At 65.9% G+C, this 18,460-nt stretch carries 20 protein-coding genes and 1 pseudogene; 9 read left to right on the top strand and 12 right to left on the bottom strand.

The genetic code is table 11. The annotated features are described in order from the left end of the window. Positions 1-4: 4 nt before the first annotated feature. From ACLFA2_RS15245 to ACLFA2_RS15255, 3 genes are all read left to right on the top strand, one after another. The gene (locus tag ACLFA2_RS15245) at positions 5-1,666 is read left to right on the top strand and encodes an ABC-F family ATP-binding cassette domain-containing protein (RefSeq protein ID WP_167254571.1); all 1,662 of its coding nucleotides are present in this window, start codon (positions 5-7) and stop codon (positions 1,664-1,666) included. Then, entirely contained in the window at positions 1,663-2,217 is a 555-nt protein-coding gene (locus ACLFA2_RS15250) for a GNAT family N-acetyltransferase (protein ID WP_021199568.1), read from the top strand. Before ACLFA2_RS15245 ends, ACLFA2_RS15250 begins: the two co-directional genes overlap by 4 nt. Positions 2,218-2,374: 157 nt before the next feature. Continuing rightward, positions 2,375-2,950, top strand: a complete 576-nt coding sequence (locus ACLFA2_RS15255) for an alpha/beta fold hydrolase (RefSeq protein ID WP_021199569.1) — start codon at positions 2,375-2,377, stop codon at positions 2,948-2,950. Between the two features lie 39 nt (positions 2,951-2,989). On the opposite strand, the gene ACLFA2_RS15260 is transcribed toward ACLFA2_RS15255, so the two are convergent. The 3 genes from ACLFA2_RS15260 to ACLFA2_RS15270 form a co-directional block, all read right to left on the bottom strand. After that, positions 2,990-3,334 (bottom strand): helix-turn-helix domain-containing protein, encoded by a 345-nt coding sequence (locus tag ACLFA2_RS15260; RefSeq protein ID WP_021199570.1) that lies wholly within the window; start codon positions 3,332-3,334, stop codon positions 2,990-2,992. 107 nt (positions 3,335-3,441) lie between these two features. Next, positions 3,442-3,741: a hypothetical protein gene (locus tag ACLFA2_RS15265; protein WP_017828684.1), complete on the bottom strand. Its 300-nt coding sequence runs from the start codon at positions 3,739-3,741 to the stop codon at positions 3,442-3,444. Positions 3,742-3,848: 107 nt separating this feature from the next. Beyond that, positions 3,849-4,355: a GNAT family N-acetyltransferase gene (locus tag ACLFA2_RS15270; RefSeq protein WP_426621582.1), complete on the bottom strand. Its 507-nt coding sequence runs from the start codon at positions 4,353-4,355 to the stop codon at positions 3,849-3,851. A gap of 124 nt (positions 4,356-4,479) precedes the next feature. Between ACLFA2_RS15270 and ACLFA2_RS15275 the strand changes: the two genes are divergently transcribed. Continuing rightward, the gene (locus ACLFA2_RS15275; RefSeq protein WP_167254567.1) at positions 4,480-5,022 is read left to right on the top strand and encodes a Dps family protein; all 543 of its coding nucleotides are present in this window, start codon (positions 4,480-4,482) and stop codon (positions 5,020-5,022) included. 26 nt (positions 5,023-5,048) lie between these two features. On the opposite strand, the gene ACLFA2_RS15280 is transcribed toward ACLFA2_RS15275, so the two are convergent. Then, positions 5,049-5,576 (bottom strand): DUF6328 family protein, encoded by a 528-nt coding sequence (locus ACLFA2_RS15280; RefSeq protein WP_167254566.1) that lies wholly within the window; start codon positions 5,574-5,576, stop codon positions 5,049-5,051. Positions 5,577-5,645: 69 nt separating this feature from the next. On the opposite strand from ACLFA2_RS15280, the gene ACLFA2_RS15285 reads away from it, so the two are divergent. Continuing rightward, entirely contained in the window at positions 5,646-5,849 is a 204-nt protein-coding gene (locus ACLFA2_RS15285; RefSeq protein ID WP_021199574.1) for a hypothetical protein, read from the top strand. 25 nt (positions 5,850-5,874) lie between these two features. Here ACLFA2_RS15285 and ACLFA2_RS15290 read toward each other — a convergent pair whose 3' ends face one another. Then, positions 5,875-6,468: a 1-acyl-sn-glycerol-3-phosphate acyltransferase gene (locus ACLFA2_RS15290; RefSeq protein ID WP_021199575.1), complete on the bottom strand. Its 594-nt coding sequence runs from the start codon at positions 6,466-6,468 to the stop codon at positions 5,875-5,877. Positions 6,469-6,563: 95 nt separating this feature from the next. Between ACLFA2_RS15290 and ACLFA2_RS15295 the strand changes: the two genes are divergently transcribed. Beyond that, positions 6,564-6,710, top strand: a complete 147-nt coding sequence (locus ACLFA2_RS15295) for a hypothetical protein (protein WP_168441045.1) — start codon at positions 6,564-6,566, stop codon at positions 6,708-6,710. A 34-nt stretch (positions 6,711-6,744) separates the two neighbouring features. Here ACLFA2_RS15295 and ACLFA2_RS15300 read toward each other — a convergent pair. The 4 genes and pseudogenes from ACLFA2_RS15300 to ACLFA2_RS15315 all read right to left on the bottom strand — a co-directional run. Further along, a pseudogene (locus ACLFA2_RS15300) lies at positions 6,745-8,019 on the bottom strand (DHA2 family efflux MFS transporter permease subunit); the annotation flags it as partial. Between the two features lie 640 nt (positions 8,020-8,659). Then, a complete protein-coding gene (locus ACLFA2_RS15305; protein ID WP_149084818.1) occupies positions 8,660-9,499 on the bottom strand; it encodes a hypothetical protein in 840 nt (279 codons plus the stop codon). A 541-nt stretch (positions 9,500-10,040) separates the two neighbouring features. Continuing rightward, complete coding sequence (locus ACLFA2_RS15310; RefSeq protein WP_149084819.1) at positions 10,041-11,762, bottom strand: DNA polymerase; 1,722 nt, start codon at positions 11,760-11,762, stop codon at positions 10,041-10,043. A gap of 12 nt (positions 11,763-11,774) precedes the next feature. Beyond that, positions 11,775-12,038 carry a hypothetical protein gene (locus ACLFA2_RS15315; protein ID WP_426621583.1) on the bottom strand — a complete coding sequence of 88 codons (264 nt, stop codon included), beginning with the start codon at positions 12,036-12,038 and terminating at the stop codon, positions 11,775-11,777. Between the two features lie 148 nt (positions 12,039-12,186). Between ACLFA2_RS15315 and ACLFA2_RS15320 the strand changes: the two genes are divergently transcribed. Continuing rightward, positions 12,187-13,337, top strand: a protein-coding gene (locus ACLFA2_RS15320; RefSeq protein WP_426621584.1) for an IS3 family transposase whose coding sequence is annotated in 2 segments (ribosomal slippage) — positions 12,187-12,457 and positions 12,457-13,337 — 1,152 coding nt in all. Because the reading frame shifts where the segments join, the coding sequence is not laid out codon by codon here. On the opposite strand, the gene ACLFA2_RS15325 is transcribed toward ACLFA2_RS15320, so the two are convergent. From ACLFA2_RS15325 to ACLFA2_RS15335, 3 genes are all read right to left on the bottom strand, one after another. Further along, the gene (locus ACLFA2_RS15325; protein WP_426621585.1) at positions 13,314-15,521 is read right to left on the bottom strand and encodes a phage/plasmid primase, P4 family; all 2,208 of its coding nucleotides are present in this window, start codon (positions 15,519-15,521) and stop codon (positions 13,314-13,316) included. The genes ACLFA2_RS15320 and ACLFA2_RS15325 overlap by 24 nt on opposite strands. 21 nt (positions 15,522-15,542) lie before the next feature. Then, positions 15,543-16,163, bottom strand: a complete 621-nt coding sequence (locus ACLFA2_RS15330; protein ID WP_101846739.1) for a hypothetical protein — start codon at positions 16,161-16,163, stop codon at positions 15,543-15,545. 127 nt (positions 16,164-16,290) lie between these two features. After that, entirely contained in the window at positions 16,291-16,875 is a 585-nt protein-coding gene (locus tag ACLFA2_RS15335) for a hypothetical protein (RefSeq protein WP_149084821.1), read from the bottom strand. 169 nt (positions 16,876-17,044) lie between these two features. Between ACLFA2_RS15335 and ACLFA2_RS15340 the strand changes: the two genes are divergently transcribed. After that, positions 17,045-17,410, top strand: coding sequence for an ArsR/SmtB family transcription factor (locus ACLFA2_RS15340; RefSeq protein ID WP_200838708.1), 366 nt, complete (start codon positions 17,045-17,047; stop codon positions 17,408-17,410). Beyond that, positions 17,410-18,351, top strand: coding sequence for a cation diffusion facilitator family transporter (locus ACLFA2_RS15345; protein WP_101846731.1), 942 nt, complete (start codon positions 17,410-17,412; stop codon positions 18,349-18,351). The genes ACLFA2_RS15340 and ACLFA2_RS15345 overlap by 1 nt, the downstream gene beginning before the upstream one ends. The last annotated feature ends 109 nt before the right edge of the window (positions 18,352-18,460 follow it).

The following is an 18,460-nucleotide window of genomic DNA, read 5'->3' on the forward strand; positions in this document are numbered from 1 at the left end:
ACGGATGACCGCAACACTCGTGGCCCAAGGGCTGGCCGGCGGGTATGGCCACCGCACCCTGTTCGATTCCCTCGACCTGACCGTCACCGCGGGTGACGTCGTCGGCCTCGTCGGGGCGAACGGGGCGGGGAAGTCGACCCTTCTGAAGCTGCTGGCCGGTGTCGACGAGCCCCAGGCCGGCACGATCCGGCTCTCACCGGCGGATGCCTTCGTCGGCTGGCTGCCGCAGGAGCACGAACGCATCGTCGGGGAGAGCGTCATCGACTACATCGGCCGTCGTACCGGTTGCGCGGCCGCGACCGAAGCCATGGATGCTGCCGCAGCGGCCCTGGGGGACCCGTCTCTCGCCGCTCCTGGCACCGATCCTGCCGACACCTACTCCGTCGCGCTGGACCGCTGGCTGGCGAGCGGTGCCGCCGACCTCGACGAGCGACTTCCGGTGGTGCTCGCCGACCTCGGACTCGACCTGGGCGACGACCTGGCCGCAGCGATGATGACCTCGCTGTCGGGCGGACAGGCCGCCCGCGTGGGGCTCGCCGCGCTGCTGCTCTCGCGCTTCGACATCGCGCTGCTGGATGAGCCGACCAACGACCTCGACCTCGACGGGATCGAGCGGCTGGAGGCCTTCGTGCGCGGACTCCGCGGCGGTGTCGTCGTGGTCAGCCACGACCGCGAGTTCCTCGCGCGCTGCGTGACCCGCGTGCTGGAACTCGATCTCGCGCAGAACAGCAACCGGGTGTTCGGCGGTGGCTACGACGCGTACCTGGAGGAGCGGGCCACGGTCCGGCGGCACCAGCGTGAGAAGTACGACGAGTTCGCCGACAAGAAGGCCGACCTCGTCGCTCGTGCCCGGACCCAGCGCGAGTGGTCGAGCCAGGGTGTGCGCAACGCGATGAAGAAGGCTCCGGACAACGACAAGATCAAACGCAAGGCGTCGGCCGAGTCGAGTGAGAAGCAGGCGCAGAAGGTGCGTCAGATGGAGAGCAGGATCGCCCGGCTCGAAGAGGTCGAAGAGCCGCGCAAGGAGTGGCAGCTCGAGTTCACCATCGGCTCGGCGCCGCGTTCCAGCTCCGTCGTGTCGACACTGAGCTCGGCCGTGTTCCGGCAGGGAAGCTTTCAGCTCGGGCCCGTGTCGCTCCAGGTGAACGCGGGGGAGCGGATCGGCATCACCGGCCCCAATGGCGCGGGGAAGTCGACGCTGCTGCGCGGGCTGCTCGGGCGGCAGCTTCCGGACGAGGGCACGGCGAGTCTCGGTGCGAGTGTACAGATCGGGGAGATCGACCAGGCCCGCGCCCAGCTCGTCGGCACGCAGCCGCTCGCGGTCGCCTTCGAGGGGCTCGTGCCGGAGATGGCGTCCGGCGAGGTCCGTACTCTCCTCGCGAAGTTCGGACTCAAGGTCGATCACGTGATGCGCGCTGTCGACGAACTGTCGCCGGGGGAGCGCACCCGCGCCGGACTGGCGTTGCTGCAGGCGCGGGGCGTCAACCTGCTCGTGCTCGACGAGCCGACGAACCACCTCGACCTGCCCGCGATCGAGCAGCTCGAACAGGCGCTCGAGTCCTACGAGGGAACCCTGCTGCTGGTCACCCATGACCGGCGGATGCTCGCGACCGTGCAGACCGACCGGCAGTGGCGGGTGGAGGCCGGGCAGGTCGTCGAGGCATGACGAGCGTCGTCATCGACAGCGTCCCGCACGATCGGCTGACCACGAACGACCTGGCAGGGCTGCGGGAGCTTTTCCACGCCGAGTACTCCGCGGAACTCGGGGTGTGGAATCCTGATCAGCCCTACGGTTACGCGCCGCACGACCTCCATGTCATCGCCCGACTCGATGATGCCGTGGTGGGACACGTCGGCTGGGCGCGGCGCACCATCAGCGTCGGTGCAGCCGAGGTCGTGATCGCCGGAGTCGGTGGGGTTCTGATCGCCCCGCAGGCACGAGGAGAGCGGGTCGGCGCCCAGCTCATGGAGTGCGCAGCCGCATCGATGACGGAGGCCGGGGGCATCGCGTTCGGGTACCTCGGATGCCGTGAAGAGGTCGTCGCCTTCTACGAATCCTGCGGATGGCACCGCGTCTCTGCAGCGGAGCACTCGATCGATCGCGCCGGTCAGCCCACCACGCAGCCTCCGGGGCCACCGATTCTGACACTCCCGCTCGGCTCCCCACCGCGCAGGTGGCCCGAGGGCACGATCGATCTTCGCGGGCGGGCCTGGTAGCGGCCGACTCTGCTGATCCGCTGCCGGAACGTCTTGCTGACCGCCGGGTCGGGATACGCTGGAACATGGCGGCTTCGGCCGCGGTTCGGTCGCTGGCGTCCACCGTGGACGTTCCGCCGGAGTTCCTGACCCTGACGGCACGAGGAGATTGACGCCGATGACCGACACCCAGATCTTCGAGCCCGACGGCCGCGCGATCCCCTTCGTCGACGAGGGCGACGGTCCCGTCAAGCTCGTCCTGATCCAGGAGCGCGATCTGGCGGCGGATGTTCTCGGCGTCGTCGCGCACTACCTCGCCGAGGAGGCGGGCTTCCACGTGCTGCGCATCGGTCATCGCGCCGAGGTCAAGCATGAAGAGGTCTCGCTGGAGGATCGGGTCGAAGACGTACTCGCCGTGATCGATCACGTCGGTCTGGGCGACACCTGGATCGGCGGCCATGGCTTCGGCGGTACCGTCGCACGGGCCTTCGCTCTGGCCCACGCCGATCGCGTGAACGGCCTGGCCCTGCTGGCTGTCGAAGAGAATGACATTCCGCTCGCGCCGGTGATGCCGATCCTCATCATCCAGGGCACGAAGGACATCGACGCTCCGTTCGCAAACGGAGAGCAGCTGCAGTCGACGGCGCCGGAGCGCGCGAGCGTGAAGAGCATCGACGGGGCCGATCACATGTTCCCGATGACGCACCCGATCGAGACCGCCGTGGTCATCGAGGAGTACCTCGACTGGGACTGAGCACCTCGCCCAGAGGCCCTCGCCGAGCGACTTGACCCGCTATCGACCCTGACGCTTCTTGTACGGCTTCGGCTGCCCCTTCACGGCGGGCGTGCGGCCCTTGCCCTTCGATGCTTTGGCCTTTCCTCCGGCCGGGGCGGGTGCATTGCGCACCGGCTCCGGAGCCGCGGCGACCTCTGCCTTCGCTTCGACGAGGAGGAGTTCGCCGACAGGGGTGAGCCGGGTCGGGCCTTCGCGATGGACGATCGGATGACCGACCTCGGCTTCGAGCTTGTCGATCGACGTGTAGAGGGAAGCCAGCGGGATGCCGAGCTTTTCCGCCGCACGCGGGAAATGCAGTTCCTCCGCGAGGACGACGAAGCGGCGGAGCAGAGAGATCTTCACGGTGGCCTTTCCAGAGTTCGCACGGGTGTGCGAGCTTCTTCCAGGTTACGCGGTGCAGGCAGACGGATGCCGCGACCCCATCGGCCGCGGCATCCGGAATCCTTCGGTCAGGCGACCTGAGGGGTGACGGCGAAGGACACGGAGCCTTCGTCGTCGACGCCGGCATCGAGGATCTTGTCGTCGAGTGCAGCGGCCGCCGACTCATCGAGGAACAGCCGGGTGCCGGCGACCTCCACGACCTGGTCCTGCGGCTCGGGGTCCGCGGCGACGAGCACGGCGAGGCGTGCACCGCCCTCGGGTCCCTGGGCCTCGGTGGAGTGGATGCGGAGCCCGGCATCCGGTGCGTCGGTCTGACGGCTGACAAGGGTCGTCACGATGGCGGAGGCGTTGTCGGTGAGGGTGAGCACGAGACTCTCCTTCCGGTTGGGGCATGCCACGGTCGCGGCATGTCCGGGCCACGATGCCGGACCTCGGAGATCGTCTCAACCCCCTTGCGCGGATTCGGAGGAGGCTCTTACCCTGCTCGCAGGTTCTTGCGCAGAAACACCTGCGCGGTGCCGTCGCCGTCGGGCACCCGCTCATGCTCCTCATAGCCGCACGACTCGTACAGGCGGATGTTCGCCTCGCTCAGGCTTCCGGTGAACAGCTCGGCGACGTCTGCGCCCGAGGCCTTCTCGGCGCTCTCGAGCAGCAGCCTCCCGATTCCCTCGCCCTGCATATCGGGGGCGATCGCGATCCTGCCGATCAGGAGCAGACCGTCCTTCTCGACGTAGCGGATGGCACCGACGAGGCGCCCGTCGATGCGCGCCGTCAGCCCGGACTCGGACCGCAGCTCCGCCTCCAGCTCGGAGAGCGTCTGCGTCAGCGGCGGCATGTCGACGCTCCCGTAGATCGCGGCCTCCGAGACGAAGGCGGCGCGCTGCACGGTCAGCACCTCGCCGGCATCCGCGTCGCCGATCGGGGAGATCACGATCGCCGGCCGGGTTCTGCTCGGATCTTCGTTCACGGAGTCTTCGTTCACGGAGTCTGCTTTCACGTTGTCTGCGTCATTCACCCGAGCCACATTCCGGGTCGCCTCCCCACGGTGTCAACCCCCTCGCCGCGCGTCGCCGCCCCGGCTAGCGTCACCGGTAGGAGGTCACACCATGGCTGAAAGCAAGACCACGAAGACCGGCGGCTCGACGAAGGGCGCGGCGAAGACGACCAGGCAGCAGAACGCGGAGAAGGGGTTCACCGCCTCGACGACGCTCGCGAACAACCTGCAGGCGGTGCTCGTCGACCTGCTCGATCTCGCGATCCAAGGAAAGCAGGCTCACTGGAACGTCGTCGGACGCAACTTCCGCGACACGCATCGCCAGCTCGACGAGATCATCGACGATGCACGGACCTTCAGCGACACGATCGCGGAGCGCATGCGTGCGCTGCACGCCGTCCCCGACGGGCGCAGCGCGACCATCGCGAAGACGACGTCGCTTCCCGAGTTCCCTGCGGGGGAAGTGTCGACGACGGAGACCATCGACCTGATCACCGAGCGCCTCGAGGCCGCGGTGGGAACGGTGCGCGACGTGCACGACGCCGTCGACGAAGAGGACCCGACCTCGGCCGACCTCCTGCACGCCATCATCGAGCGGCTCGAGCAGTTCGCGTGGATGGTCAGTGCGGAGAACCGGAGTCCGGCGGGTCGCTGAGCCCTCTCGCGTCCGCGGAATCGCCGTCACTCGTCGGCGGCTCCGCGGACGAGAGGACGGCCACGCATGACCCGGGGCAGCGCCACCCACAGGGATACCACCAGGACGACCGCTGCGACGAGAGCGATGATCCCCGCCGTACGGTCCACCGTGAAATCGACGATCAGGGTCGTCACGCCGATGGTCAGGGCACCGATGACGACCAGGTCGATACGGACGATCCGGGCGGCGATGCGGACGAGGTCGGGCTTGCGACGGCGGCCGAAAAGTGCACGATGCATCCCCACCGGCGCGAGTGCGAGGATGGTCGCCACCGCAGCGAGAGCGACGAGGACGACGTACAGATCTCGCTGGAGCTCGTCCATGTCGGTGAAACGCGGTTGGAAGGCGACGGCGAGGAGGAATCCGGTGAGGATCTGCGTACCGGTCTGCATGACGCGCAACTCCTGCAACAGCTCGTCCCAGTTGCGATCCGCGCGTTCATTCGCGGTCTCGTCGCGTCCGTCGGCACGGTCGTCGAGACCGTCCCCACGACCAGATGGTTCTGATGTCATGGTCTCAGTGTGGATTCCGCACTCCGGTGCTGTCCAGACGCGTGCACCCGCAGAACGAAAGAAGGCACGATGACGCTCCCGCCGATCCGCGACTGGTGGTCCGAACTCTCGGAAGACGGGCGCCGGGCGGTGCTCGACAGCAAGACCCCGCACCTGGAAGAGGAGGTGCGCGAGGAGATCCGCGTCATCACCGGCGCCGTGGTCGGGATGGTGGAATCGCTGAGCGACGACGACCTCGAGTACGCCCGCTCGCACGCCGAGCACGAGGAATGACCTCCTGCGTGCACGGCTCGGTTGCTTACGCGTCGTCGGTCTCGGTCGTAGCCGCATCCTCTTCACGCAGCCGTGGTTCGGTGCGTCGTTCCGGGCGCACGCCGGCCTTGTCGGCGTAGAACGCGCGGATCCGGTCCATGTCCGACGCGACATCGCCGGTCAGGTCGATCGTCGGCCCGAGTCCCGTGGTCATGGTCGTCCGATCGACGAACCCGAGCGTCACCGGCATGCCTGTTTCTCGGGCGATCCGGTAGAAGCCCGATTTCCAGTACTCGTTGCCGCCGCGGGTGCCATCCGGGGTGACCACCAGGCCGAAGACCGTGCCGTCGTGGACTTGGCTCACGACGTCTTTCACCACGCGTGCCGGATCGGCGCGGTCGACGGGGATGCCGCCGAGGCGACGCATGACCGGTCCTCTCCAGCCGTGGAAGAGGCTCTTCTTCCCCAGCCAGTGCACGTCGATATCGAGCTTCCAGGCGATGGCGAGCATCAGGACGAAATCCCAGTTCGACGTGTGGGGCGCGCCCACGAGCACGGTCGGGCGCGTCGGCGCGGCCTCGCTCACGAGCGTCCATCTGCTGAACGCCCAGAAGATGCGGGCGAGGAGTCGTGTGAGCATGGATCAACCGTAGGGGAGAACAGCTGTCCGCCCGCTGTCGACGCCTCCCGGGCAGGTTCGGCGCCACCGCCTCCGGGCGGGCGTACGATCGAGGGATGAAGAAAACGCAGCAGGACTCCGTGCAGCAGGAAGCGCCCGTCGGGCTGCAGCCGCTCCTGGACTCTCTGAATCTGCTCGAGGGCGATGCTGTCGGCTATTGCAGCAATGGCGTCTGCCAGTTCCCCGCCCCGAAGAGCGAGTAAGCGGCAGACGCCATCGCAGGCCCTCTACGGAGGGTCAATGACCGCCGTGGAAACCCTCGCCGGCATCGTCCGCGGGCTTGCGGACGAACGGGCTGAGCGCCACTGCCGCGAGCGAGATGATCGCCGCGATGAGGAACGCCATGCGGGCGCCGGGAGCGCCGGCGCCCGCGGTCGACAGCCCCTCCTGCTCGCCCGCGTGCAGGATCGACGAGTACGTCACCAGCAGCAGCGCGACACCGGCCGCGCCGCCGACCTGCTGCAGCGTGTTCAGCACCGCAGAACCGTGCGAGTACAGCGATCGCTGGAGCGACCCGAGCGAGGCGGAGAACAGCGGCGTGAAAGACATCGCCAGGCCGACCGACATCGCCGCCTGCACGATGATGAGAACCCACCACACGGTGTGCTCGCCCACCGTCGAGTAGAAGAAGAGCGACGCCGAGACCAGGATCGTGCCGGGGATGAGCAGCGGACGCGTGCCGCGCGCATCGTAGACACGGCCCATGACGGGCCCGAGCAGCCCCATGAGCAGCAAGCCCGGAAGCAGGATCAGGCCGGACTGCAGCGGGTTGAGACCGGCGACGTTCTGCAGATACTGCGGAAGCAGCGTCAGCGTGCCGAACATCGACAGCGCCAGGATCGACATGATGATCACCGACAGCGTGAAGTTGCTGGAGCGGAACACGCGCAGATCGAGCAGCGCGTCGTCGACGCGCTGCAACACGAGCTGACGCCAGACGAACAGGCCGAGCGACACCGCGCCGACCACCAGCGAGATGATGCCGGCGGTCTCGCCCGATCCGCCCTCGCCGCCGAACTGGCTGAGTCCGAACACGATGCCGCCGAAGCCGAGCGCCGCGAGCGGGATCGACAGCACGTCGAGCGGCACGGCGCGGGTCTCACCCAGGTTCGTCATCCACTTGACGCCCATGAACAGGGCGATGAGGGAGATCGGGAGGATGATTCCGAAGAGCGCGCGCCAGCTGGCGAGTTCGAGCACCGCACCCGCGAGGGTCGGGCCGATGGCGGGAGCGAGCGAGATCACGAGGCCGACACGGCCCATCATGCGACCGCGGGACTGCGGCGGCACGACGTTCATGATCGTCGTCATGAGCAGCGGCATCATGATGCCGGTACCGGCCGCCTGGATCACACGGCCGACGAGCAGCACGGCGAAGCCGGGGGCGACGAGCGCGACGAGCGTGCCGAGCGAGAACGCGATCATCGCGGCGATGAAGACCTGACGCGTCGTGAACCGCTGCAGGATGAACCCGGTGGTCGGGATGACCACGGCCATGGTGAGCATGAAGGCACGCGCGTTACTAGAAATCTTACCGATGTCTGCGGATTTCGCTAGCGGAGCGGGCGATACGCCCCGCGCCGCTCGGGGTGGATTTCCCAGGCGCGGCAGATCGATCCGCAACTAGCAATGTACGGGAGGAACGTGCGCGCAACCTTCAGACCTCGTATGGGCGATTATCGCTCCGGGAGGACCGTTCGAATGGTCAGGCCGCGATCCGTGCCCGCAAGCGCTGAGCGCGATTGTTCAGGCCGTCTCGGAGCGCTCGCCGATGCGTAAGACGAAGGTGGGCGGAGACTCAATCGCCAACTCGACACCACCGTTTGGTCACAGCGATTTGCCGCGTCCGAAGGCTTCTCGACGTTGCTTGCCTGAAGGGGCGCGAGGGATCGACATACTCACGCGGGCGCATGCAACCGTGGCATCGCGTTCGACGCGAGTTGGTCGAACGAGGATTCTGGCAGCGCGGCCGGATCCTCATGAACTCGTTCCGCGCGTTACAGGAGGGTGCGGATCTCCTAGGTAATGACTTCGTTGTCGTTCGACCTACGGTTCCGAGTCACCTAACCGGCAAGCCCGGATCATGATCCATGCTCGGGATGTGGGCGCGCGCCCGGGGTGCATTCACCGTCGGACACGCGCCCATCGGCAATCAGTGCACGCGGTTGCAACGAGGGTCGTGGCCGGCGCACAGCGCGTCGTGCATCAGAGCGAGCGCGGTCTCCCGAACCCGCTGGATGGTTGCCCGCGAGGGCGTCCACCGTGCGCCGTTCGCGTCGGGGTTGTCGAGTGCGGCCCGCTTCAGTTCCTTAGCGATGACCGCGTCGGCGGCGCTGTCGTCGCCGTTGAGACCGAATGCTCGATTGATGATGAGAAGGGGGCCGGTCTTCCCGTCGCTGCCGGCGGTCAACGCGGCGAGTGCGCGCGCCACGTCGAGGACGCAGTCGATGTCGTCATAGGGGTCGAGCGCGATGCTCGAGTGCGCGGTGTCTTCGTCGATGCTGGAGTGTCCGCCCAGCGCGCTGTGCAGGGCGCGCATCGACGCTTCCGCGAGGACGCCGCGTGCCTGCGCGATGGCGGAATCGAGGTTGCCGCCCGCCTCAGTCATCGCGGTGCGATACTCGCGGCGTCGCTGGGCCGGGATGGTCATGGCGCCCTGCATGTTCGTTTCGTCTGCGGCACGGAGGATGGAACGCTCGAGCGTCTGGATGAGTCGCACCCCCGCCTTGTTCGTGAACACCGCCTCCGTGAAGCCGGCGAGGACGTTGGAGCGGACTTCGTCGATGTCGACCGAGCCGCCCATGCGGCGGTACTCAGAGGCAGCCCGTCCGCGCAGAGCGGGGATGTACTGCCACAGCAGCTGCTCGAAGTGCGGGCGGCGGCGCTGATTGACCTCCCGACGCGCCTCTGCGATGAGGTGGGCTTCCTGCTCGGCGGTCAGCTGCTCCCGCGTCTCGTTGTCGGGCGTGATGAAGATGTCGTTGAAGTTCATGAGGGTCTTTCGGAAGTCACGCGAAATGATTTGCGTGGTTCGGATGTGGTTCGGTCAAGGTGTTCAGTTGTGGGGTTAGCGCTTGCCGCGGTTACCCTGCGGCAAGCTCCGAAGCGGCCCGGCGCGCCTGCGGGAACGTGCCTCAGCACGCCCGCTCAGGTGACCCGAATCGGTTGCTTCCGTAGTCCCCCTATGCGGTCCGCCTCGAAATGAGCGCACTGCCTGTCGGTTGCTGGTTGCAGGTCGGGTTCGCGAGCAGGCGAACACGCTGGTCAAGCCGAAAATCGCGCCAACTGGCGAGAGTGTTCGGGTCGGGTCGGAACGAAGGGGTGGTCGACGCAATATCGCTTGAGGGCTACATGACGCTGGGAGGCAGCTGCTGTGCCGCGTCAAAGGCCCGCCCGAACTCGACAGCGGAAACGACGAAGCCGTCATGCGGATCGTTGATCTGCATGACGGCTTCGCTATCTGAGGCTCGGGATCGAGGCGGTCGGCGAGCTCTTCATGCCGCTCGGGGTTCACCGCTGCGCGCGACGAGCGTCTACGCGGTTGCGCCGTAACCGTGGCCCCAGGACGGGCCGTAGACCTCTGCATCAGCGAGGATGGGCACACCCATGAAGTCCGTCTCCATCACTTCCTTCATCCGGAGTACCGTCTTCTCGGCCTCGGCGACCGGAGCCTGTCCCACGACCTCATCGTGTACCGGCAGCAACAGGTTGTTGCCGTAGCCGGAGTCGTAGAGGCGGATCAAGGAGTCCGCGAGAATGTCACGCGCAACGGACTGAACGGCGTAGTTGGTCGCGGTGAACGCGCGTGATCCATCTAGGGGCAGAAGTCGACCGTGAACGTTCACGACCTCGAAACGCTCGCGCCGACGCGCATCGGCGATGAGTCGCTTCCCGTATTGCTTGATGCCGGGGAACAGCTCGTCGTACTTGCGCATCGCCGGCTCCACCTGCGCCTCGGGGATACCGGTTTGGAGGGACACTGTAGAAGCGCTCCCGCCGTACACTTTCCCGAGACCGATCTGCTTGCTCAGATCCCGTTGTCGCGACGTGAAGTTCCGCCCGAAGACGAGGCTCGCCGTGAAGTTATGGAGGTCTTGTCCGCCTAGGATCGCGTCGAGCATCCTTTGGTCTCCGCACAGTGCGGCAAGCACTCGCATCTCGATCTGCTTGAAGTCGAGCGAGATGATGACCTGGCCAGGATCCGCGATGATGCACCTCCGCACTGACCAGCCCTTGGAGGGCAGCTGCTGGAGTGCTGGGCGGGAGAGCGACATGCGTCCCGTGCGCGCGGCAAGCGTCGTGATGGACGGATGGATACGACCCTCGACATCGGTCTGGAAGAGGAAGGGGCGAGTGTACGACTCCTTCCACCCCTGCGCTCGTCGCGCGTGAATGACCGCCTCTGCGAGCGAGTTCGGATTCCTTCTTCCTCTCCGCTCACCGTCTTCGGTGAGGTCGGCGAGAGGCAGAAGGACGGTCTTGTCGACCTTGAACACTCCGCTCTTGGTGCGCTCAGTCAAGTGCTCACCCATGGCGAGAAGTGCCGAAGCGACCTGCGAAGGGTTCTGGACGCTGGTCACGCCGTATCGAGCTGCTTGAAGGGTCCAGCGAGTTGCGTCGTTACCGAGAACGTCGTTCAGCGACTTTGTGTACTCGCGGTCGACGCGGACACCTCGCCGCGCCATCGTCGACGTGAGTGCCTGGAGCCGATGCTCCTTTGTGGCCAAGGCTGTCAGGTCGAGCTCATGGATCATCGGGGCGATCCTTCTGAACAGGCTGAGGATCAGGTGTGCGCGTACGCCCAGTAGTTCGGGATCGGCCACGTTCTCGGTGCTCGGCGCTTCCGGCGCGAGGTACTGTCGTACTGCTTCTGTGAGAGAGTGCCCGGAACCGCCGTCCTTGCGGGGTCGCGGGTCCAAGAGGTGTGTGAGCACCCGCGTGTCGAAGGTCGCTCCGGCGAGTTGCTCGATGGTGACTCCGAGGTGTCGGTCGAGCGCCTCCATGGTGTGGGCCGCGTCGTGCATCACGAGCCGGTGGCCACCGCCCAGAGAGTCCCTGATGACTTGGCGCCACAGGTCAACCCGCAGGACCCAGGCGCCTGTGTCGGCGGCCAACGCCACGTGGGTCAGTCTCGCGTTCGGCTGGTAGATGTCCACAGGCGGGATCGTGACGGCGATGATGTTCGTTGAGGCGAATGCCTCGCGCATCGCTGCGAGGTCAGCCGAGAACTCTGGGGAATCGATGATGATCTGCATGATGGACGTGCCTCAGACGGGGATGGGGTCGGGCGTGGGCGCCTCGGCGAGCCAGTCGTCGAGAGAAGGGACGTCGCGGACCGACGCGGTCACCGCGGTCACCGCGGTCTCTGGCGAGGGCAACGCGACGGAGTTCGCCTTGTCCTCCTCTGCTGCCTTCGCACGATCCGCGTCGTTGGCGGGACGGATCCCGTCGAAGGCTTGACCCTTGTTGGTCTTGCGCTGAACGAGGCCGCGTTCTGTGAGCGCTCCATAGAACGCGCGCCGCGTCCACACCTCCTTGAGGGGAAGTCCTTCGGCCTTGGTCCACGCGGTGTACGACTCGTAGAGCGTTGCCCCATTGGGCTGACCCCGTTTCGTAGGTCCAGTCGTTATGAGAGTCGTCCTGTTGTCCGCGGTCGCGGGCAGGGAGACTGGTCAGATCATGACGAACAGCAGGAAGCGTCACACCCCGGAGCAGGTCGTCCGTAAGCTCGGGCAGGCCGACAGGATGCTCGCCGACGGTCAGGACGTCGCGGCGGTGTGCCGGGAGCTCGTGGTGTCCGAGCAGACGTACTACCGGTGGCGGAACCAGTACGGCGGCCTCAAGGCCGACGACGCAAAGCGCCTGAAGGAGCTGGAGAAGCAGAATGCGACCCTGAAGCGTCTGCTCGCGGAAGCGGAGCTGGAGAAGGCCGCGCTCAAGGAGCTGGCTGAGGGAAACTTCTAAGCCCGGACAGGCGCCGCGCCGCCGTCGATCACCTCAAGCGCAAGCTGCGGGTGAGCGAACGGATGGCGTGCCGTCTGGTCGGGCTGAGCCGCTCCGCGTATCGGCGACCGCTCAAGGGCGACACGGTCGCGGACCCGGATCGGGCGTTCAGGGAGTGGCTGCGCGCCTGGGCGAAGGACCATCCCCGCTACGGGTACCGGCGGGCGTATCACGACGCCCGCGCCGAGGGGTGGGTGGTGAACCACAAGAAGATCCAACGCCTGTGGCGTGACGAAGGGCTCCGGGTCCCGCAGCGGCGTCGACGCAAGCGCGTCGGGTCCTCGACCGTCGACGCGCCGACGGCGGACGCGCCGAACGTGGTGTGGGCGGTGGACTTTCAGTTCGACGCCGACGAGCACGGCCGACCGATCAAGATCTGCTCGATCGTCGACGAACACACCCGGGAGTGCATCGGCGGCCTCGTGGAGCGCTCGATTACCGCCGACCGACTCACCGCCCACCTCGAGGACCTCGTCGCCGCCCGGGGCGCCCCGGCGGTGCTCAGGTCGGACAACGGGCCGGAGTTCATCAGCGAGGCGATGGCCGACTGGGCCGGCACCCGCACCGGCCTGTCCTACATCCCTCCGGGCTCGCCGTGGCGCAACGGGTACGTCGAGTCGTTCAACAGCCGGATCCGCGACGAGTGCCTCAACATCAACAGCTTCTACTCGCTGCTGCACGCGCAGGTCATCATCGGCGACTGGAAGGACGAGTACAACCACCACCGCCGGCACTCCTCGCTCGGCTACCTACCCCCAGCCGAGTACGCTCGACAGTGCACCCATCAATTGGAAACCGACGACTCACAGAACGTCCGGACCGAATGAAGGGGGCGGCTCACCATCGCAGCGCGAGCTCGCGTCGGCGACGAAATTGCCGGGGAAGAACCCTGCGAGAGCGTCGCTCGTGGCCTTGTAGGTCTTCGTCGCGTCTTTGATCCACTGTGGGTCACGAAGTCCTTCGCGATGCCAGCGCACGGCACCCTGAACCAACCAGGTGGCGATTCCCTGTGCCTCGCTACGCAGCGTGGCCCCGAGGTTCGGATCGGCGGTCCCGGCCTCGGTGAAGGAGTGGTTCCAGTGGATCATCTTGACGCGCCGCCAGAGACCACCGTCCTGTCCCTTGAAGGCTGGCTTGTTGTTCGAGGCCAGCAGCAGCAGGAAGTTCGGCTTGAACGTGAAGTTTTCCTTGTGGAGGAACCGCGCGGTAACGCGGTCACCGCCAGTCACGCTCTTGAGCTTGGCCTCGTCCATCGCCTTGCCCGCGTTGCCCTCGGATGCGAGAGCGAACCGGGCGCCCTTGAGAGCCGCGGTGTCGTTCGAGATCCCTCCGGCGGGCTTCTCCTCGAACACCGAGAATGCGGTCGTGACGGTGAAGTCGTCGCAGACGTCTGCAATCGCTTCGTGCATCGTGCTCTTGCCGTTGCCGCCCTTGACGCCGTAGTTGACGATGAAGCACGCCTCGGACGTGTGGCCGGTGATCCCGTAGCCGAGCAGCACCTGGAAGTACTCGACGACGCCCTCTTTCTCCGGGTGGGCCTCTTCGATGAAGCGCACCCATCGGGGCGCCGTGGCTTCAGGGTCGTAGTCGAATCGGAATGACTTGGTGAGCAGTAACGAGGGATCGTGCGGGCCGAGGTCACCGGTGCGCAGATCCACCACCCCGTTGGTAAACGCGGCCAGGTGGTTGTGCTGGTCGAACGCGGTGAAGCTGACGCCGACGCCGGGGAGAGCTTGGAGCTCGCGGACCATCGCGGAGAGGCCTCTCGAGGACTGCACCGCCGCGGCGAATCGAGACCAGCGCGTCGCTCGCTCCTGTTCGTCGCTGTCACGGGCCTTCCCCTCCGCGTTCTGGACCTCTACCGCAGCATGAGCGCGGACGATGTCGGCGACCTGTTGAGCCCAGGTACGGACCTGCTGAACTCCATCAGGACGCCAGACGCCCTTGTCGACGGTCATGAAGCCTGTCTCCGGTGTGTACCGGAGATCAGCGCCGAGCCCTTTGATGTAGGCGAGCAGGTAGCGAGCCGCCCCGAGGTCGGTGAGCGAGTAGAGCTTCTCGTTCCAGGAGCGACGGGAGACTTCGACCAAAGCGAGCGGCTTCTTCTCGGCGATGGCATGCATGAGGAGTGGTCGGAAGGCTTCGCCCTCCTGCGCGCGCCAGTCGGAGAGGTCGAGGCCCTCGGGCACGTCAAGAACTCGCACGGAGACTTCGCGCTCGACGAGGAGCTTGGCGAGGTTGGAGTTGAAGTTGCTGCCGGCGGTGTCGCCATCTCCGCAGATCACCACAGGCCGACCGTCTACCCACGAGGCGATCTCGTCGGCGTTGCTAGCGTTCACTCCCGCGGCACCGGCGATGGCAATGGCGTCGTACCCGATGGCGGCGGCAGTCAGCCCGTCGCCGGGGCCCTCGACGATGAGGACCTCGTTCCAGTCCGTGGAGCCCGGGAGCCACGCCATCCGGCTCCATGCCGATCCCCTCGGGTTCTTCGGTCCGAGCCACTTCACGGCGTGCGTTCCGTCTATATCTCGTCCTTGGTAGCCGCGGGGGACGCCCTGCGGCGTCAGGAACGGGACGACGAGTCGACGGACGCCGCCCTGGGTCACCGAGCCAAGCTGCAGTCGTTCGGCATCTGCGCTCGTGATCCCGAACCGACGCTGGGCATAGTTGCGGCCGTCGTCGTCGAGGTTGGCCGACCACGTGTCCAACTGCGTCGCGAGGGCAGCGATCTCCGCGACCCCCGCGGGGGTCTTCGACGTTGAGGAGCGGAGCGGCGGCGCGTCAGAGATGTCGATGGTCGCGATGTCGCGGAGCGTCATATCGAGTGCCTTGAGCACGGTCTTGTTGGAGCATCCGACCCGGCAGTGAATGAGGACCTTGCCGTGCTCGGTGATGGTGATCCGCAGATGCGGGTTCTCGGGACGGTCCTCGTGCGCTGGACAGACAGCAAGGATGCCGTCGCTCGTGCGGCCAGTCACGTTCAGGCGGGAGATGAGTTCGGAGTAGAGCATGAGGGTCGGTTCTTGTCTGGGTCAGTCGTTGAGAAGAAGGTGTGCGGTCGCGTGCGAGAGGGTGGCGCGTCCGGTCGGGGTCTTTGAGATGCGAAGCGTCGCCGGAACATCGCGACCAGCGGCTTCGAGCCGTTGAGGGATGTCCGCTCGGCGGAGGCGTTCAGCGAGGTCCCATGAAGTGGACCGGAACAGGAGCGTCCCCAGGTCCGGTGCTGCGGCGAGCTGGCAGTACAGGCTGGTGACAGGCCGTTCTCCGGTGTCGCGCGCCCGCCGCCGTCGCTGCAGCAGGCTGAGTTCGCGGTCCGGGTCGGGAACTCGGGAGCTGTCCGGGAGGATGAGCTCGTCTCCGGTGCTCGTGTAGTCGGGGTCCGTGTTCTTGCGGAAGAACCGGGTCTGGAACGACATGGAGGAGGTGATGATGACGTTCAGCTCGGACGCGGCGGTCAGGACCTCGAGCGTGTCCTGCGACGGCCCCGGCCAAGGGCGTGGAGCCGTTCCGCCGAGAACCCGGTGCAGCGAGTTGGCGACCGTCGAGTCGTCGGTGGTGACACGCCAGGAGTCCAGTGACTCGGGGACTCCCTGCAGCTGGTGGGCGAATCGGAGGCGACCTACGACGGGAGTGCGGGGGGAGGGGTTGACCATGAAGATTCCTGACGTGCTGAGATGCGGACGCCAGGTACCTCGCCGGGTTGCTTCAGCACTGCTCAGAAAACTTCTGCGGGCACGAGAAAGCCCCCGTGCTGACGAGCACGGGGGCTTTTGGGAATGTCTAGAAGTAGATCTCTTCGGTGTTCTCCGGACCTGACGCGGAGATCCGGCTCAGCGCATCTCCCAGCCGGCTTAGCGCCGACTCGACATCGGCGTCGCGTGTGTCGTAGTGGATACGACCTAAGGCAACGGTGACGGTCTCGAGGAGCTTGACGATCTCCTTCGGATCATCGAGTGGCGGCAACCTCCGTGAAGAGCGAAGGTCAGCTTGCAGCCGCTCACTTCGACGGCGTAGTCGGGTCCGAGTCGCGGCATCGACAGGTGCGACCCCGTGAATCTGAAGCACTTCCGGTGAGAGGCGAGCGCGCATCTCGGTGGAGACATGATGGCGGAGAGCGGAAAGGAATCCCGACTGACGTTGACGGGGAAGGCCAGTTGCAGCGAGCGCACTTGCCAACCAAGCCCGGTAGCCGGGGCTGCGGCCGAGGATGTCCTTCGTTCCGTCGGCGAGTTCGAAATGCTGACGCGCTTGGAACACTGCCGCACCCGCCGCTTTCATCGGGCCGGTCTTCTCGTGAGGCGGTCCATTCAGATAGGCACGCACGGCATCAGAGAGCGCGATGCGACCAACTTCAAGTGGATCCATGAAGTCATCTTCTCACGCGTACCGACTTGCGTGGCGCGTGCGTTGATCTTCGCAGTGTCAATGAGCGAACGTACCTTCATGCTTCATGCCCAGTGCAAGTGAATGTCCTTATCAGTTGCCGTCGAACCGTGACGGTGTAGCGACTGCGTTCTATCATCGTCGTATGGCGATGATAGAACGCGACTTGCTTAAGTTGGACGCGGAGGCGACTTACGCGTACGCACACCTTTTCCAGGCGTTCGCTGACCCCACGCGACTGGCTATCGTTCAGCATCTCTCGTCCGGAGAGCATCGAGTGCGCGACCTCGTTGAGCACATGGGGTTCGCGCAGTCGACCGTGAGCAAGCACCTTGGATTCCTCATTGAATGTCGCCTTGCTGTCGCTCGACCAGACGGCCCCGCGACGTGGTACGGCCTCGCGCATCCTGAGGCTCTGCGGGTCGTGATGGTTGCCGCGGAAGCGCTGCTAGGCGCCACTGGAAAGGACTTGGTGCTGTGTGAGCACTTACGAAGCGACAGAGAAAGGGCAGTGTAATGGGTGCGGGACATGACCACGGGCCAACCATGACCGAAGAAGGCATGCCAGGAGACTTCCGCCGCCGTCTCTGGATCGCTTTCGCCATCACCGTCGCCATCGTGGCGGCGCAGGCGGTTGGCTCCGTCATCACCGGCAGCCTCGCTCTGCTCACGGACACCGCGCACGTCATCACCGACGCGTCAGGACTTCTCGTCGCGCTCATCGCGGCAACGTTGATGCTGCGCCCGCCGAGCTCGAAGCGCACCTGGGGCTTTCGACGGATTGAAGTGATAGCAGCACTCGCCCAAGCGGCGCTGCTCCTGGCGGTCGGAACCTACGCGGCAATCGAAGGTATCCGTCGCCTGTTCGAGCCGCCAGAAGTACCAGCGGGGGAGTTGCTCGTCTTCGGCATCATCGGGCTCACCGCCAACATCGTTGCAATCGCGGTGCTCGCATCGAGTCGTGGCGCGAACTTCAACATGAGGGCCGCTTTCCTCGAAGTTCTCAACGATGCTCTTGGTTCACTCGGTGTCATCGTCGCGGCCATCGTCATCGCGACGACAGGGTTTCAGCAGGCAGATGCTCTCGCAGGAATACTCATCGCCGCTCTCATCGTCCCCCGCGCGTTCATATTGATGCGTGAGACCGGCAGTGTTCTCATGGAGTTCACTCCCAAAGGCCTGGACCTCGAGGACGTGCGGGCACACATTCTCAAGCTCGAGCATGTAGTCGATGTGCATGACGTTCACGCATCCACCGTGGCCACTGGGTTGCCCACGCTGAGCGCGCACGTCATAGTTCGCGACGAGTGTTTCCAGGACGGACACGCCATGACGGTGTTGGGTGACATTCGGGAATGTGTGGCTGAACACTTCGAAGTTTCGGTCGCGCACTCGACCTTTCAACTCGAGACCGAGACGGTCGCCGACCACGAGTCAACGTCTGTCCGGCATGCATAGGTGGACGCGGCTTACCGCGCTGCCTCAAGGTGATGCTGCTCCGATACGCGCCGAACGCTCGCTCTGACACTCGCTGAAGCACAACTTCAGTGGTGATGCGTCCAAACCC

It is taken from the genome of Microbacterium sp. As-52 (genome assembly GCF_049949185.1).
Classification (GTDB): Bacteria; Actinomycetota; Actinomycetes; order Actinomycetales; family Microbacteriaceae; genus Microbacterium; species Microbacterium maritypicum_A.

Excerpts from the sequence above, each read along its gene's own strand:
- ACLFA2_RS15325 (WP_426621585.1), bottom strand. The coding sequence starts at position 15,521 with ATGCTCTACTCCGAACTCATCTCCCGCCTGAACGTGACTGGCCGCACG.
- ACLFA2_RS15280 (WP_167254566.1), bottom strand. The coding sequence starts at position 5,576 with ATGACATCAGAACCATCTGGTCGTGGGGACGGTCTCGACGACCGTGCC.
- ACLFA2_RS15305 (WP_149084818.1), bottom strand. The coding sequence starts at position 9,499 with ATGAACTTCAACGACATCTTCATCACGCCCGACAACGAGACGCGGGAG.
- ACLFA2_RS15345 (WP_101846731.1), top strand. The coding sequence starts at position 17,410 with ATGGGTGCGGGACATGACCACGGGCCAACCATGACCGAAGAAGGCATG.
- ACLFA2_RS15255 (WP_021199569.1), top strand. The coding sequence starts at position 2,375 with ATGACCGACACCCAGATCTTCGAGCCCGACGGCCGCGCGATCCCCTTC.
- ACLFA2_RS15335 (WP_149084821.1), bottom strand. The coding sequence starts at position 16,875 with ATGGATCCACTTGAAGTTGGTCGCATCGCGCTCTCTGATGCCGTGCGT.
- ACLFA2_RS15340 (WP_200838708.1), top strand. The coding sequence starts at position 17,045 with ATGATAGAACGCGACTTGCTTAAGTTGGACGCGGAGGCGACTTACGCG.
- ACLFA2_RS15295 (WP_168441045.1), top strand. The coding sequence starts at position 6,564 with ATGAAGAAAACGCAGCAGGACTCCGTGCAGCAGGAAGCGCCCGTCGGG.
- ACLFA2_RS15275 (WP_167254567.1), top strand. The coding sequence starts at position 4,480 with ATGGCTGAAAGCAAGACCACGAAGACCGGCGGCTCGACGAAGGGCGCG.
- ACLFA2_RS15330 (WP_101846739.1), bottom strand. The coding sequence starts at position 16,163 with ATGGTCAACCCCTCCCCCCGCACTCCCGTCGTAGGTCGCCTCCGATTC.
- ACLFA2_RS15245 (WP_167254571.1), top strand. The coding sequence starts at position 5 with ATGACCGCAACACTCGTGGCCCAAGGGCTGGCCGGCGGGTATGGCCAC.
- ACLFA2_RS15310 (WP_149084819.1), bottom strand. The coding sequence starts at position 11,762 with ATGCAGATCATCATCGATTCCCCAGAGTTCTCGGCTGACCTCGCAGCG.
- ACLFA2_RS15285 (WP_021199574.1), top strand. The coding sequence starts at position 5,646 with ATGACGCTCCCGCCGATCCGCGACTGGTGGTCCGAACTCTCGGAAGAC.
- ACLFA2_RS15290 (WP_021199575.1), bottom strand. The coding sequence starts at position 6,468 with ATGCTCACACGACTCCTCGCCCGCATCTTCTGGGCGTTCAGCAGATGG.
- ACLFA2_RS15250 (WP_021199568.1), top strand. The coding sequence starts at position 1,663 with ATGACGAGCGTCGTCATCGACAGCGTCCCGCACGATCGGCTGACCACG.